General features: G+C 40.9%; 11 protein-coding genes. 8 read left to right on the top strand and 3 right to left on the bottom strand.

What is annotated here, in order from left to right; genetic code table 11:
* From ruvA to WJR50_RS03780, 5 genes are all read left to right on the top strand, one after another.
* Nucleotides 1-651 (top strand): Holliday junction branch migration protein RuvA, encoded by a 651-nt coding sequence (gene ruvA, locus WJR50_RS03795; protein WP_341291899.1) that lies wholly within the window; start codon nt 1-3, stop codon nt 649-651.
* A 26-nt stretch (nt 652-677) separates the two neighbouring features.
* On the top strand, nt 678-7,838 hold the full coding sequence (gene sov, locus WJR50_RS03790; RefSeq protein WP_341291898.1) for a T9SS outer membrane translocon Sov/SprA: 7,161 nt from the start codon (nt 678-680) through the stop codon (nt 7,836-7,838).
* 100 nt (nt 7,839-7,938) lie between these two features.
* Nucleotides 7,939-8,319, top strand: coding sequence for a glycine cleavage system protein GcvH (gene gcvH, locus WJR50_RS03785; RefSeq protein ID WP_341291897.1), 381 nt, complete (start codon nt 7,939-7,941; stop codon nt 8,317-8,319).
* 43 nt (nt 8,320-8,362) lie between these two features.
* Nucleotides 8,363-8,734, top strand: a complete 372-nt coding sequence (locus WJR50_RS34180) for a VanZ family protein (protein WP_445223449.1) — start codon at nt 8,363-8,365, stop codon at nt 8,732-8,734.
* Nucleotides 8,735-8,826: 92 nt separating this feature from the next.
* On the top strand, nt 8,827-9,501 hold the full coding sequence (locus WJR50_RS03780; RefSeq protein WP_341291896.1) for an energy transducer TonB: 675 nt from the start codon (nt 8,827-8,829) through the stop codon (nt 9,499-9,501).
* A 329-nt stretch (nt 9,502-9,830) separates the two neighbouring features.
* Here WJR50_RS03780 and WJR50_RS03775 read toward each other — a convergent pair whose 3' ends face one another.
* Nucleotides 9,831-10,250, bottom strand: coding sequence for a DUF1573 domain-containing protein (locus WJR50_RS03775; RefSeq protein WP_341291895.1), 420 nt, complete (start codon nt 10,248-10,250; stop codon nt 9,831-9,833).
* Nucleotides 10,251-10,485: 235 nt separating this feature from the next.
* Between WJR50_RS03775 and WJR50_RS03770 the strand changes: the two genes are divergently transcribed.
* A complete protein-coding gene (locus WJR50_RS03770) occupies nt 10,486-11,454 on the top strand; it encodes an FKBP-type peptidyl-prolyl cis-trans isomerase (protein WP_341291894.1) in 969 nt (322 codons plus the stop codon).
* Nucleotides 11,455-11,503: 49 nt separating this feature from the next.
* Here WJR50_RS03770 and WJR50_RS03765 read toward each other — a convergent pair whose 3' ends face one another.
* Nucleotides 11,504-12,910: an ATP-dependent DNA helicase gene (locus WJR50_RS03765; protein ID WP_341291893.1), complete on the bottom strand. Its 1,407-nt coding sequence runs from the start codon at nt 12,908-12,910 to the stop codon at nt 11,504-11,506.
* Between the two features lie 28 nt (nt 12,911-12,938).
* A complete protein-coding gene (gene asnS / locus WJR50_RS03760) occupies nt 12,939-14,387 on the bottom strand; it encodes an asparagine--tRNA ligase (protein WP_341291892.1) in 1,449 nt (482 codons plus the stop codon).
* Between the two features lie 197 nt (nt 14,388-14,584).
* Between asnS and rpoN the strand changes: the two genes are divergently transcribed.
* Both rpoN and WJR50_RS03750 read left to right on the top strand, forming a co-directional pair.
* The gene (gene rpoN, locus WJR50_RS03755) at nt 14,585-16,033 is read left to right on the top strand and encodes an RNA polymerase factor sigma-54 (protein WP_341291891.1); all 1,449 of its coding nucleotides are present in this window, start codon (nt 14,585-14,587) and stop codon (nt 16,031-16,033) included.
* Nucleotides 16,034-16,669 carry a phosphatase PAP2 family protein gene (locus WJR50_RS03750; RefSeq protein ID WP_341291890.1) on the top strand — a complete coding sequence of 212 codons (636 nt, stop codon included), beginning with the start codon at nt 16,034-16,036 and terminating at the stop codon, nt 16,667-16,669.
* The last annotated feature ends 1 nt before the right edge of the window (nt 16,670 follow it).

Here is a 16,670-nt window from a genome sequence, read left to right as displayed (position 1 = left end):
ATGTTCGCTTACATTGAGGGAAATATTACATACAAAGATCCTACCTACGTGGTGCTTGATGTGCAAGGTATAGGGTACGAAATCAAGATTTCACTCAATACTTTTGATGCTCTTAAGGACCACTCCAAATTCAAGCTATATACCTACCTACATGTAAGAGAAGATGCTCAAATCCTTTTTGGCTTTGCCAGAGAGGAAGAAAAGAGACTATTTCTTGATCTTCTTTCAATATCCGGAGTTGGGCCGAGTTTGGCATTAATGCTGCTATCATCTATGCAGGTAGAAGAATTAAAAATAGCAATTGCCGAGGGCGAAGTAAAAACGATTCAAAGAGTGAAGGGCATAGGAGCAAAAACAGCACAGAGACTTGTACTAGAGCTTCAGGATAAAGTCAAAAAAGAGCAATTAATTACATCTTCCGGAGGCCAGGGAGTCACTACAATTCCGGGAAGATACAATACCGTAAAAAGCGAAGCGTTATCAGCATTGGTAACACTTGGAGTAAGCCGCTCAGCAGCTGAAAAAAGCATAGACAAAGCGCTTAGTGAATGGCAGAAAAAACAACGCAGCCTACCAGCCGGAGAATCAGGAGCATCAGAAACAGAAATTCGTCTGGAAGAATTGATTAAGCTAGCGCTAAAAACCACTTAGTAAAAAAATATCAATCATAACAAACCTTGATTAACCAACGTAAACTCCTGCTGCTACTCAATAAAGGCAAGGACAGTGTACGCATATTTAAGGGCTCACTATGGTGTCTGATAGGCCTCTGGTGCTTATTCTCCGGTCCGCTTATGGCTCAGGAGACTAATCCTCCTGCCGATACAGTGCAAACTGATTCTACTATTACGGATTATCAGCCTAGCATACAACCCTCCTTTCGCTTGCAGGATCGTTACGGAAATCCTTTTTCTACCCCTACTTCTCCTTCACCCTTCCAGCTTACTACTCCGGCACAGCTGGATTATGATATCCAGGTGGGAGATAGTACCATCAATTATTCTTTGTACGAAAGAATCAACGGACTGGATTTTCGTGCGCCTACTAATCTGAGTTTTGATGAGTACTCTCAGTATCAGAATCAGCAGATCAAAAAAGATTATTTTAAAACCCGCTCTATCGGTCTGGATGGTGAAAGCGCAGTCAGCGGAAAAAGGCTTATTCCTCCTATTTATACTACGCCAATTTTTGACCGGCTATTCGGGGGGTCGTTTGTAGATATTCGCCCTAATGGTTTTGTAACGCTGGATTTTGGCGGGCGCTTCCAACGCATTGACAACCCGCAGGTACCGCTTAGGCAACAACGCAATGGTAATTTTGAATTTGACCAGCAGATAAGCCTCAATGTTGTAGGAAAAATTGGGGATAAGCTGGCTGTAACCGCCAATTTTGATAATAACAATTCCTTTGACTTTCAAAACAATGTCAAGGTTGAATATACCGGTTACGAAGAAGAAATCATCCAGAAAATTGAGCTGGGAAATGTAAGCTTACCGGTAAGTAATAGCCTCATTACCGGCTCTCAAAGTCTGTTTGGGCTTAAAACACAACTACAGTTTGGTAAGCTGTTTGTCACCAGTGTAGCTTCTGTACAGCGCGGACAGTCTGATGCCATTACCATTGAAAGTGGTTCTCAAAACCGGGAATTTGAACTCAGAGCCTCTGATTATGATGAAAACCGACACTTCTTCCTGGGTCATTTCTTCAGAAAGAATTATGAGAACTGGCTTAACCGCCTGCCCCAGATTACCTCGGGGCTCAATGTAACCAGGGTTGAAGTTTATGTACTGAACAGAAACAACAATACTGAGACGCTTCGTAACATTGCCGGTTTTATGGACCTGGCGGAAGGAGAAACTATTTACCGGGACGAAAATCCTAATATCATGCCGGCCGAGGGAGCCGGGCCAACCCGCAATAGTGCTAACCAGTTATTTAATAACCTGATCAACTCTCCGGCTGCCAGAGACATCAATCAGGTGAATGAAGCGCTTACCCAGGATTTTAATCTTGTAAAAGCAACAGACTTTGAAATCATCACTTCCGCCAGAAAGCTGACTGATCGGGAATTTACTTTTAACAGTCAACTGGGTTACATCTCTCTAAACCGAAAATTACAAAATGATGAAGTCCTGGCGGTAGCCTTTGAGTATACCTATCAGGGACAGCGGTACAAAGTAGGTGAGTTAACTGAAGACTATCAGAATCTGGGTGATGACAAAGTGATCTTCCTCAAGTTACTACGCCCCAGTAAAATCAATCCCGAGGTACCTACCTGGGAGCTGATGATGAAAAACATTTATTCTCTGAATGCTACCCAGATAGAGCCTTTGGGCTTCCAGTTCAGAGTAGTATATCGCGATGACCGTACCGGAATTGATAACCCCAGCTTACAGGAAGGAGAGCTTGCCAACGAACCACTGGTTCGCTTACTAGGACTGGATCAGCTCAACCAAAATAATGATCCTCAACCCGATGGCAATTTTGACTTTGTAGAAGGCGTTACGATCAACTCCGATCTGGGAATTATTATTTTCCCAGTATTACAGCCTTTCGGTAATCATCTGGAACAGCTAATCCGTGCCGGAGCACCGGAAGAAGACCTGGTGAATAAGTATGTCTATGACGCGCTATACGAAACTACCAAAGCCGATGCTGAGCTGATTACCACCAAAAACAAGTACTTCCTCACGGGTAGTTTTCAGGCTGGCTCTGCCAATGAAATTATGCTACCCGGCTTCAATATTGCCGAAGGTTCAGTGCAGGTAATCGCAGGAAACACTCCTCTGACTGAGAATGTAGACTTTACGGTTGACTATAATCTGGGAAAAGTAACCATTATCAATGAAGGTGTACTCAGCTCCGGCAAGCGAATTCAGATCCAGTTTGAGAAGGCTGACCTTTTCAATTTCCAGCAAAGAACTTTGCTGGGCACTCGCCTGGATTATCGGTTTAATGATGATATCAATCTGGGAGCCACCGTGCTTCACCTCAACGAACGTCCGGTAGTCACCCGTGTTGCCATTGGCAGTGAACCTACCAAAAACACCAAGTACGGATTTGATTTCAATTATCGCAAGGAGTCGCGTTTTCTGACCAAAATGGTTGACCTCTTACCCATAGTACAGACTAAAGAGCCCTCCAGCATTACCATAAATGCTGAATTTGCTCAGTTGATTCCGGGTACTTCTAACGTGGTAGATGGAGATGGTACTTCCTACATTGACGACTTTGAGAATACCAATACTCCCTTCAACCTGGGAGGGTGGCAAAACTGGCAATTAGCCGCCACACCTATCACTGATGATGAGCGGTTTATTGTAAATGATGAGTTAGGTGAAGGATACAGACGAGCAAAACTGGCCTGGTATATCGTAGATAATAGTGCGTTTTATATAGAAAGAGGAAATTTAAAACCCTCAAACATAGGTACAGTTACCAATCATTATGAAAGAGCTGTACGTCCACAAGAAATATTTCCTAATCAAAATGCGCAAGTTGTAAACCCTCCACTGCCAATTTTAGACATGGTATATTTTCCTGAAGAACGTGGTCCTTATAATTACAACCCTAACCTGTCTCCGGAAGGCAGGCTTCCTAATCCGGAAGACAACTGGGGTGGCGTTACCAGGGCGATCACTTCTGAGGTGGACTTTGACAAAACCAATATTGAATATCTTGAATTCTGGCTCTTGGACCCCTTTATCAGTGGAGAAAACGGCCAGGTTATAGACGAAAACAATACCACAGGCGGGCAACTGGTATTCAATCTGGGAAGCATTTCTGAAGATGTTATTCCTGATGATCGTCACTTTTTTGAGAATGGTCTTCCTGAAGATTATAATGAGGAAGATGTAGTTACTGATGAATGGGGGCGTGCTCCAGCTGACCAGTTTCTGACTGACTTTTTCAACAACAGTTCAGCAGAAATAAGGAGCAATCAGGATGTAGGATTTGAAGGAGTGCGCAATGATGATGAAGCCAACTACTTTAGTAACCTCATCAGTAGGATGCCTGCTGCTGCTCAGACAGCCATACAGGATGACCCTTCTGCTGATAATTTTCAGTACTATCTAGGTCCTGAACTGGATGAAAGGAATGCTCAGATCATTGAGCGCTACAAAAATTTCAATGGGCAGGAAGGTAACACTCCCATTCTCTCAGGAAATGAAAGATACACTCCTTCTGGCACTCAAAAGCCTGACAATGAAGATCTTAACCGAGACAATACACTAAGTGACCTGGAAGAATATTATGAATATACCATCAACCTTCGCCCCGGTCAGCTGAATGTGGGTCAAAATTATATCGTGGACAAAACTGTGGGACAAGAAACCGGTGTAACCTGGTACTTATTCCGTATTCCCATTCGTCAGCCGGAAAGAAAGGTGGGTAATATTCAGGGCTTCAAATCCATTCGCTATATCCGAACTTACATGACAGGTTGGCGGCAAAAAGCAGCCCTCAGGTTTGTGAAATTCCAGTTTGTAGGCAGCCAATGGAGAAGATATACTGAAGACCTGAACCGTAAAGGACTCAATGAATACACTGAGCCTTATGATCCTAATTTTACAATCTCGGTAGTTAATATTGAAGAAAATGCAACCAATGACGGAGAAGGCTCTCCTTATATGGTTCCTCCCGGGATCATCCGAGATCGTGATAATACTTCACCTATTGACCGACGTGTAAATGAGCAATCCTTACAACTTTGTGTAGAAGACCTGAAAGACGGAGATGCCAGGGCTGCATATAAAAATATGACACTGGACCTTATCAATTATGGTAAGATCCGCATGTTTCTCCATGCCGAGAGCCAGACAGCTGAAGATAGTACCGTTCAGGCTTTTTTGAGGCTCGGTACCGACTTTACCGAAAACTACTACGAAGTAGCGATTCCTCTCGTAATGTCTGAACCTGGTGTGCTTGACGAACGGGTTGTATGGCCGGAAGAAAACGAGTTGGATATTGACTTAAATGACCTTTATGCGGTCAAGTCCAAAAGAAATAACAGCGGCGATGCGATCAACTTGCCTTATACTGAAAAGGTAGGGCGAAATATTATCACAGTAGTAGGTCGTCCCGAACTGAGCACTGTACAAACAGTGATGATAGGTATTCGCAACCCGCAGACACCTGACCGTGCTCCAAAAGATGTGTGTATCTGGGCTAATGAATTACGTGTTGGAGATTTTGACCGCACCAGTGGATGGGCAGCTAATGCACGGATAAATGCCCAATTGGCAGATGTAGCTAATATTACAGCTTCTGCCCGGCATATGACTTTTGGTTTTGGTGGCGTACAATCTCGTATCTCTGAGCGCTCCCGCGAAGAGGCAACCGAATATGACGTGTCTGCCAATGTTACAGTGGATAAGTTTTTGCCTCAGAAGTTAGGACTAAAGATTCCAATGTTTGTAAGCTATGAAAAAGGAGAAATAGAGCCTCAGTTTGACCCTCGTGACCCGGATATTCCTTTGGAGGCAGCCCTTTCATCTATGTCTCCTACTGAGCGGGCAGAGTACCGTCAGATCGTTACAGACCAGGTTACGAGACGTAGCCTCAACTTTACCAACGTGCGCAAGATCAAACTCAATGAAAATGCGCGCTCAAACTTCTTTGACTTATCTAACTTCTCATTCTCTTACTCCTATAGCGATATAGAAAGAACTAATTTTAATACCGCCTTATACTCACAAAAAATAATCAGAGGAGGTATTGGATACAATTACAGTTTCCCCGACGTAAATGTACAGCCTTTTGCGAATGTCAATCTTTTCAATTCTCCCTGGTTGGCCCTGATCAAGGATTTCAATTTTTCACCTCTGCCCTCCACAATTAGCATACGAGGCGACCTTAACCGTACTTTTGTCAAAACGCTCTACCGTGGTGCCGACTTAAACCCTCTGGGAGAAGCTCTCTACGAAAAGGCTTTTACCTTTAACCGTATCTACGATATGCGCTGGAATTTGACACAAAGCCTATCCCTGGACTATGGAGCGAGAGCTTTTGCCATCATTGATGAACCATTTGGTGAGCTGGATTCTGAAGAAAAAAGAGACACGGTATTTACCAACCTGAAGCAATTTGGGCGAATGAAAAACTTTGACCAGAATCTCACGGCTACCTATACTGTACCTTTTGATAAGCTTCCGCTTACAGACTGGATCAGTGCAGATGTGCGCTATTCAGCGGGTTATACCTGGAGAGCCGGAGCTCTGGGTTTTGCCGATACTCTGGGAAATACTATTGAAAACAGCAGGACACAGGAGCTGAGCAGCAGAATTGATATGGTAAGCCTGTATAACAAAGCAGGACTGCTTCGGGAGATTAACAGCCCTTCCAGAGGACGGGCAAGACGACCACAGCCTGCTACGCCCCCACAAAACAATGCTGACTCTACGGCACAGGAAAAACCTGAGCGAGATGCCAAGTTTGCGAAAGGCTTTTTACGCCTTCTGATGTCATTACGCTCTGTCAATGGCACCTACAACCTTAGCGAGGGTACGCTACTACCCGGTTATATGCCAGAGGCACGCTTTTTTGGAATGGATAGCGTTTTCAGTGCACCCGGTCTTCCCTTTTTGCTGGGTAGCCAGGATCCGGAAATACGGAATGAAGCAGTTAGTAATGGCTGGCTCACGACCAGCAGCGCACTCACGATGCCCTTTCAACAATCAAGGGTTGAAAATATCAATGTAAGTGCTGATATAGAACCTTTCCAGGATTTCCGGATTAAGGTAGATTTTAAGAAAACGAAAACTGGTACTTATCAGGAAATTTATCAGCTGGATTCTATCGTAGACCCACGAACAGGAGAAGTTACTTATGACTACGTAGCTCAAAATCCTGCCAGAATTGGTAATTACAATATCTCAGCCCTCACGCTCAGAACTGCATTTGCTGAAGAAGATGCGGAAAACAATTCTGAGATATTCAGAGAGTTTGAACAGAATAGAGCTATTATTCAGGCACGACTGGAAAGAGAAAACCCAAATCCCGGAAGCTATGACCTCAACGGTCAGGATGTATTGATTCCAGCGTTTCTGGCGGCTTATACGGGTCAGGATGCCAATGATGTCAAATTAAGTCCATTTCCAAAAATTCCATTACCCAACTGGCGTGTTGATTATGCAGGACTCCCTCGCCTGATTCCTGAGCTGAGTGATGTATTTTTATCATTCAATATTTCTCATGGATATATTTCAAACTATTCAGTAAGCAACTATACCAGTAACTTACTTTATGGGGATGAAAGCTTGTTGCTGCTTAGCAGAAATGTAGAAGATTATCCTTTGGCCAGTCAGATAAATGATAATGATCAAGGCACTTTTGCTCCGGTATATATCATACAGCAGGTTACGATTACCGAAAGGTTTTCTCCGCTTATTGGCTTGAATGTTCGCACACGCAGCCGACTCACCGGTAGAGTTTCTTATGATATTGAAAGAAGCCTGGCCTTAAATATGTCCAATACGCAGGTTACTGAGCTGAACAGTAAATCTATCAACATTAATTTTGGATTTACAAAGTCTGAACTAACCCTCCCTTTCAGGGTGGAAGGCAGAACGGTTACCTTAGAAAATGACCTTACTTTCAATATGGGCATGACTTTCAAAGACACCAAAACAGTACAAAGGAAGCTGGACGAAGAGAGCACCGTAACCAACGGAAACATCAATTTTCAGCTTAGACCTACACTAGATTATAATGTCAATGAGAAGTTAAATATTCAGCTTTATTTTGCCCGTACGCTCAATGATCCACGGGTAACCAATTCTTTTAAACGTACCACTACAGAGTTTGGAGTGCAGGCACGTTTCAATCTCGCCCAATAAAGCGTAATTTCAAACTTCCGTATCAGCTCATTATTGTATAAACTGGCTTTGCGCTTTGCTGAAAAAGCACTTACATTTGACCAAAATTCAAATTAATACTATGAATCTACCTGAAAATTTAAAATACACTAAAGACCACGAATGGGTTAGAGTTGAAGGAAACGAAGCTTATGTGGGGATTACTGATTTTGCTCAGGGTGAGCTGGGCGATATTGTTTTTGTTGAAATTGAAACTGAAGGCGAAGAACTGAGTCAAGGGGAAGTCTTCGGTACTGTAGAAGCAGTAAAAACTGTTTCTGACCTTTTTATGCCGATTGATGCAAAAATTTTAGAATTTAATAGTGAGCTTGAATCTTCTCCCGAACTGGTCAACGAAGATCCCTACGAAAAGGGCTGGATGATCAAAATCAGCCTGGAAGATGCATCTAAGCTTGATGAACTGCTAGACGTAAAAGCTTATCAGGAATTAATTGGAAATTAATTGCTAGCGGTGAATTCAACCTCTTCAGGTATATCAGCTTTTTATGTTTTTAAGGTTTAATTTTTACACAATAGTTTGGGCACTGCTCATCCTGGCTTTAATTCTACTTCCTGGACAACAGATGCCAGAAATTAGTGTTGAATTTTTCTTAAGCATAGATAAGCTTGCACATGCTTTCGTCTTTTGTGTACTGGTACTCCTCATGATTGTTGGCTTCACCAAACAGTTCAGATATCCTGCACTTAGAAACAATGCGGTAAGATATTCGTTAATCATATCGACGATTTATGCAGTTACTCTAGAAATACTTCAATTTTTGAGTAGCGAAAGAATGGTCGAATTTCTGGATGCTACCGCAAATCTTGTAGGTTGTATTTCTGGTTATTTAATTTTTTTAGCGATTTACAGACTTTAAATCGGTTGTTCATTCAATTTTCTTGTACATCCGGTTTCAATTTTGTAATTTAAGTGCTAATATTACATGGTAATAATATTAAAAACTTGTTTATGGAATCTAAGAAAACACCCAAAGCCGATCTGAATAATAGGACCGGACTTCACCTAAGCATAGGTTTAGTGATTAGTTTGGCCGTTGTGACGCTTGCTTTCGAGTGGAAGTCATACGACGATAACTCTCTAGTTGACTTAGGTGTTGTGGATGATGACTTTGAGGATGTGATGGAAATACCGCCAACCGAGCAGCCACCGCCACCACCACCAAAAATTCAACAACCCGAAATTATTGAGGTTCCTGATGAAGAAGAGATTGAAGAAGAAATTGAAATTGACCTCGATGTAGAGATTACCGAAGATACTCAGATTGAAGAAATGGTCTTTGAGGAAGCCCCCGAAGAAGAAGCAACTGATGAAATCTTCATGGTTGTGGAAGACCAACCTGAACCTGAAGGTGGTATGCAGGCTTTCTACGAATACGTTGGTAAAAATTTAAAGTACCCTTCTCAGGCCCGTAGAATGGGAATTGAAGGTAAAGTATTTGTTCAGTTTGTTGTAAATACTGATGGCTCTATCACTCAAGTACAAGCTATCAAAGGTATTGGCGCTGGTTGTGATGCTGAGGCTGTTCGTGTACTGCAAGAAGCTCCTAAATGGAAGCCTGGAAAGCAGCGTGGTAGACCAGTAAGGGTAAGAATGGTATTGCCTATTACTTTCAAACTGGGATAGAAGATTTTGATTTAGATGTTAATATTGATTATTAGCAAGAAAGCCGGTTCATTTAGTGTTCCGGCTTTTTTTATGTCTCTGTCATCTGATCTACTTGCTAAATTAATATTTCTATCCTTTCTGAATAGCTCTCTTATTTCATTCATCTGATCCACCTATTGCAAATGACAACCCGAAAGCTGATTGAAATAAAGTTCGGTGGTAGCCCTAGCCCCTCTCTCTTTCTTTGCTTTTATATTCAATTTGTAAGATAAATTGATTAGTAAAAACAAAAAAAAAAGCGCCTCCGAAGAGACGCATATATAAATAAACCTGTTTACTGCAATTTTTTACTGAGTACTATCTTTTTTGGGTAGCACGTTGGTAATGATTTTTACTCTTTCTTGTGCGTTAACTGCATTTGAAACAATTGTTACCACTTTGTTTTGCTTTCCCATTTTTCCTGCGCTGTTAAAAGAAACGGCAATTTCTCCTCCTTCACCCGGTACAATCGGCTCACGAGGCCAGGAAGTTGCTGTACAACCACATGTAGTTAGCACATTAGAAAGAATCAACGGCTCAGTACCAGTATTCTCAAATTCAAACACATAATTTACTTTATCTCCCTGTTCAATGTCACCAAAGTCATGTGAACTTTCTGCGAAGGCAATCTGAGGCCCATCTACAGGCTCATTTTTTTTGTTTTCATCTTGCGCAAAAAGCTGGGAAGAAAAAAGTAATACGGCGGATAGTAAGAAAATTTTTTTCATGATGCTTAATGTAGATTTTTAGGTATTTGTACAAAAACCATTCCTGTTAAGAAAGTGCATATAGTGCTTATTAAGTTCACTCTTGTGCGAAATGTTTCTGTTGATGCATCTTTTTCAAGTCATCAATAGTAAACTTTATCTCCTTTCCAACCTTCTTTTTTTTCCCAGTGTCTATGCTGATAAATGCGATCGCACAACTTAACACAAAAATTAACTCAAAGAATCGGACACTTTTATGAAAAAGATTTTTATGCAAAAGTATTTTCTTACCGTTCCATTGATGGCAGTATTTTTAAGTAGCTGCCTGGAGACTGAAGATACTGAATTTGAAAAGCAAGCAAAATTTGAAGATCAACTTATTTCTCAACACTTGGAACAAAACAGTATCACAGCTACCAAAGATAATACTGGTATATACTATCAGGCCCTTGAGAATAACGCTAGCGGCACGCCTGTAGAGCAGGGAGATGTGGTTTCTATTCGTTATGTGATGAAAACTTTATCAGGTAAACTAATTGATAGCTTAAGTATGAGCGGTGAAGCAGATACGGTCGTACGTTATCTACATGCTCCTGGTGCAGTCAATCCCACCTTTTATCCTGAGGGTATTAGTTGGGGAGTTAGATTGATGAACGAAGGTGAAAAATTCCGTTTTTTTATTCCTTCCTATCTGGCATTTAACAACTATTCTTATAAAACCCTTCTACCTTCTGAAGCTATACTCGAGGTGGAAGCTGAAGTAGTTAAAGTAGAATCTTTAGACGATTTACAAACCGAAGAAGAGCAGGCCATTGAGGATTATATTGAAAATCATCAGTTGGAGGGAGTCTCAAAAAAATCTACAGGAATTTACTATCAAAGACTTGAAGAGGGTACTGGAGAAACAGTAAAAGCCGGGCAAACTGTCAAAGTAGCATATAAAGGTATGTTTTTAAATGGTGATGTATTTGACGAAACAGACAGCGGGAAAACTTTCAGCTTCGCTGTGGGGTATGACGATGTGATTCCTGGTTTTGTAGAAGGCATTAAACTGATGAAGAAAGGTGAAAAAGGGCGTATCTTTATTCCTTCAGAGTTGGCTTATAGTAAAGTTCCGCAAGTAATTCCCGGGGTGATTAAGAAAGATTATCTTACCAAACTCTATGGTAGAGATCTGATGGCTCCTTTTAAAACACTTATATTTGAAGTTGAATTAAAAGAATAAATTATCAGCTTAAAGAGATTATTAAACGGCTGGTAAGATCCAGCCGTTTTTACTCGAAAAATTCAGCCTTAAAGTTCATTAAATAAAGTTCTGATTTTGCTCGTGTCACAGCAGTATACAACCATCTCAAGTATTCCTGATTAATCATATCATCTTTGAGATAACCCTGGCTAACAAATACTGCATCCCATTGTCCTCCCTGAGACTTATGGCAGGTAAGTGCATAGGCATACTTTACTTGTAAAGCATTGAGATACATATCACTGCGTACCATTTCTAGTTGTTCTTTTCTGGTTTCAGCATCCTGATAATCAGTAAATACTTGTTGGTAAAGCTTGTGATAGTCTTCTTCTGCAAGTGCTGGGTTCGGTGAGTGCAAAGTGTCCAGAATTACCTTTGCTTCGAAAGGAACTTGCTCGGGGTAGTCAAGCAGCTTCAGTTCCAGTGTGGCAAACCTTAAACCATATTGCTCTTCAAAATCCACCACCCTCAAAATTTCCACAAAATCACCGTTTGCAAGAAAACCAGCCGGAGCATCATCACCTAAAAAGTAGTAATTGTTCTTGACAATCATCAGATAATCTCCGGCTTCCAACTCATTATCGTAGAAAAAAATGTTTCTACGAATATACTGATTGTACTGTACGGCTTCACGATTGGAGCGACAAACAATGATGGTATTTTCCCTTCCAAATTTGTTATAGGCATACCTGAGTCCATCCTCTAATTTCTCAGCGGTCATATGGTAGATATCCTTGAACTTCCGCGTTTGAAAAGCAATGTTGAATTTCTCTTTACCTATTTCTTCGCGGATAGAAGTCGCATTGTAGAGAATACCTGAAGCCAAGTCCTGGCGCATTACTTCTTTTAGCTCTGTTTCTAGTAGTGACAACCTAAAAAATGATGCAAGATAAGCTGCATCCAGCCCCCTACTTAGCACCTGGCCTACGGGAGGAAGTTGGGCAGCATCCCCAATAAGCATCAACTTATTACTATCATTCTCAAACACAAAATCTATAACATCAGCCAACAGGCTTTTATTATCCATGCCTGCTTCGTCAGAGAGCATGGAAGATTCATCAATTATAAAAAGTGTCTTTTGATGATAGTTACGCCTACGTTTAAACTGGATTTTGCCAGTTCCCGGATCAGCAATTCGCTGATAGATAATCTTGTGTATGGTAAATGCAGTGCGCTCAGTATAACTGGCCATCACTTTTGCTGCTCTACCGGTAGGTGCTAACAAAACTGAACGGAAGTCAAAAGCAGGTAAGGCTTTCACCAAGGCACTCAGCACACTGGTCTTACCGGTGCCAGCATAGCCTCTGAGCAAGAGTGTCATACGTGGCTCCTGGTTACTGGTGAGAAATTGGTCAAAAAGCAAAAAAAGTTTCCGCTGTCCTTCGGTAGGACTAAAGGGAAACTTTTTCTGAATAATTTGAGAAGGTTTAGGCAAAGCGAAAGCTTGTTACCATAAGAAATTTCTAAAAATCAGCACTTTCTGGTGTTCTTGGAAAGGGTATTACATCCCGTATATTACCCATGCCAGTAACGAACAGTAGAAGTCTTTCAAAGCCGAGGCCAAAACCACTATGAGGCGTAGATCCAAATCTGCGGGTATCCAGATACCACCACATCTCTTCCTGAGGAATACTCATTTCCTCCATCCTTTTAGTCAGCTTATCCAACCGCTCTTCCCTCTGAGAGCCTCCAATGATCTCACCTATACCGGGGAAGAGTACATCCATTGCTGCCACAGTATCTTCTCCCTCATTTTGCCTCATATAAAAGGCTTTGATATCCTTAGGGTAATTATATAAGATTACAGGGCGCTTAAAATGCTTCTCTACCAGAAAGCGTTCATGCTCTGATTGTAAATCAGCGCCCCAGGCATCAATCAAATACTGAAATTTCTTCTTTTTATTAGGCTTTGAGTTTCTCAGGATGTCAATAGCTTCAGTATAGGTTACAATTGCAAATTCATTTTCAACCACAAATTTCAATCGCTCTAACAATGACATTTCATTCCTCTCTTCTTTCTTCTTATCCTTTTCTTCTTCTAGTGCTCTATTATTGAGGAAGTCAAGGTCATCTTTACAATAGTCCAGGGCATACTGAACCAGATATTTAAGAAATGCTTCGGCCAGCTCCATGTTATCGTTGATATCATAGAAAGCCATCTCTGGCTCTATCATCCAGAATTCAGCCAGGTGGCGAGAAGTATTAGAGTTCTCAGCCCTAAAGGTTGGTCCAAAGGTGTAAACATCTGATAAAGCTAAAGCTGCCAACTCAGCTTCTAACTGTCCAGAAACCGTAAGGTTGGTTTCTTTGGCGAAGAAATCTTCTTTGTAATTGATTTCACCCTCTTCGTTACGAGGAGGATTTTTCAAATCTAAAGTAGTGACTCTAAACATTTCTCCTGCCCCTTCTGCATCGGAACCCGTAATAATGGGGGTATGTACACAGTAAAAGCCACGGTCATTAAAAAACTTATGAACCGCAAAAGTCATCGCATGTCGTATACGATAGATAGCCCCAAACGTAGTAGTACGTGGACGTAAATGCGCGTGCTTACGCAGCATCTCAAAGGAATGTTTCTTAGGCTGAAGAGGATAAGCTTCAGGATCAGCCTCTCCTAATATTTCAATACTATCAGCAGGAAGTTCAATTTTTTGTCCTTGCCCCTGGGAAGCTGCGAGCTTACCTTTTACAGAAATACAGGCACCCGATGTAACTTTTCTTAGTATTTCTTCACCAATTGTGTTAGGATCTGCTACAATCTGCAAATTGTGAATAGTGGAACCATCATTAAGCGCAATAAATGCAACATTTTTGCTGCCTCGTTTTGTCCTTACCCAACCCTTCACTAATACCTCCTGATCAAGGGGCATTTCCTGCAATAATAAATTGATTTTGGTCCTCGTTAATCGCATAAGCCGTAGCAAAAATTTAAGACTAAAAAGTCAAAAATAAATAGCAGTAAATAACTTTTGATTTAATGAAATATTATCTTACTAGTGTACTAAATAGTGTTTGCAAAGCAACGATATTTTGCTCTTTTTATCAAAGATTTGATAGAATATAATAAATTTGGACACAGTTTGGTACAGAAGATTAACGGAGAAAATACATGCAGAAGCTTGGTTTAAGCCAGACCTTAAGTCAGAAACTTTCTCCTCAGCAAATTCAGTTCATAAAGCTCTTACAAATTCCTACGGCTGAGCTTGAAGCCAGGATTGAACAGGAGCTTGAAGTGAACCCTGCTTTGGAAGAAGGAAGAGACGAAGATGAAGGAATCACTAGTAGTGAAGATGATTTTGAAAGTGACTCTGAAAGAGAAGAACTTAATGATGAATTAAGTATAGATGATTATTTGTCTGAAGATGAATTTGGTGGATATAAAATGTATGGGGATGGAAACTACTCAGAAGAGGAAGACCGTGATATGCCCATTCCTACAAATACTACACTGGGTGAACAACTGATCTCTCAACTCAATTTTCTGGGTTTGGGTGACAGACAGTACCAGATCGGTTTGCAACTTATTGGTAGTATTGAAAGTGATGGGTACATTCGTCGTGAATTAGAAGCAATCATTAATGACCTTGCTTTTTCCCAAAATATAGACACCGATCTGGATGAGGTAGAAGATCTACTTAATAAAATACAGAATTTTGACCCTCCTGGCATTGCAGCCCGCAATTTACAGGAATGTCTGCTTCTTCAGTTGGAACGTAAACCCGACCCGGATAAATATCACAAACTTGCGATTGAAATCCTTAGAGGTCATTTCAAAGAGTTTACTAAGAAGCACTATGACAAAATCTGCCGCAAGCAGGGAGTAGATGAGAATGCTTTACGGGAAGCAATCAGTATCATTACAAAGCTAAATCCAAAACCAGGTGGCTTCGTTGATAGCAATGTCCGTACTCAATACCTGATTCCCGATTTTATCCTTAATAATAATAGCGGTAAGTTGGAGCTCTCTTTAAATTCCAGGAATGCTCCAGACCTTAAGATTAGCAGATCGTACTCAGATATGCTTCAGGCATATGATAAAAACAAGAAGGACAAAAAATTAAAAGAAACTGTTACTTTTGTGAAGCAGAAACTGGACTCTGCTAAATGGTTCATAGATGCTATTCGCCAGCGGCAACATACTTTGCTTACTACCATGGAAACCATCATTAAATATCAGTATGATTTTTTTCTTACCGGTGATGAAAGTAAGCTTAAGCCCATGATTCTTAAAGATATCGCTAACGAAATTGGAATGGATATTTCTACAGTATCAAGGGTGGCTAATAGTAAGTCTGTACAAACCGAGTTTGGAGTATATCCTTTAAAATATTTTTTCTCGGAAGGAATCGCTACTGATTCAGGAGAAGACGTAAGTAGCAGAGAGGTAAAAAACTACCTCAAAGGTTTGGTAGATAATGAAGACAAAAGGAAACCACTTTCAGACGACAAACTGGAGAAGCTTCTTAAAGAAAAAGGGTATAACATTGCCAGACGAACCGTTGCAAAATACAGAGAGCAATTACAAATTCCGGTTGCAAGGTTAAGAAAGGAACTATAAATGGTAAGAAAATTATCTATTACCATATCCGTTCTTATGCACCCATTGCTCATGCCAACGCTGCTGTTTGCTTTGCTTTTTTATTATTCGCCTGTTATTACTCAACCTATTAATATTAAGGCAGCTAACTATCTGCTTTTGGCAGTGTTTATTACTACTTTTCTGCTACCTATGGTGAGCATTACTGCGCTTCGCTTTTCAGACTTTCTTCAAAAAGGTAAAATCACAGCACTTAGTATACCTCGGCGTAAGGACAGGGTCATACCTTTCTTCTTTACTTCGCTCTTTTACATCATCACGACCTACATGTTTTTTTCAAAGTTCAAGGTAAGTCAGGTTTTGGTAGTAATATTAGCAGCGACTACGCTCATTATACTTTTAGTAAGCTTTTTCACCCTTTTTATTAAAGTAAGTGCTCATAGCGCTAGCGCTTCAGCATTTATCGGGTTTTTAGTAGGCTTAGGGCTTAAATATCCCGAGGAAAAATTAGTCTGGCCACTCCTGCTAACATTATTGCTGGGCGGTTTAGTTATGTCCGCCAGACTTTACCTTGATACACACCGACCAATAGAAGTACTAATTGGAAGTGTTTTAGGCTTATCTTTTAGCTTAGGGTCTATTATCTTTTTTCTGTAAG

Source organism: Catalinimonas locisalis, assembly GCF_038039535.1.
Lineage (GTDB): Bacteria > Bacteroidota > Bacteroidia > Cytophagales > Cyclobacteriaceae > Catalinimonas.
This window is presented reverse-complemented; position numbering and strand designations above follow the sequence as displayed.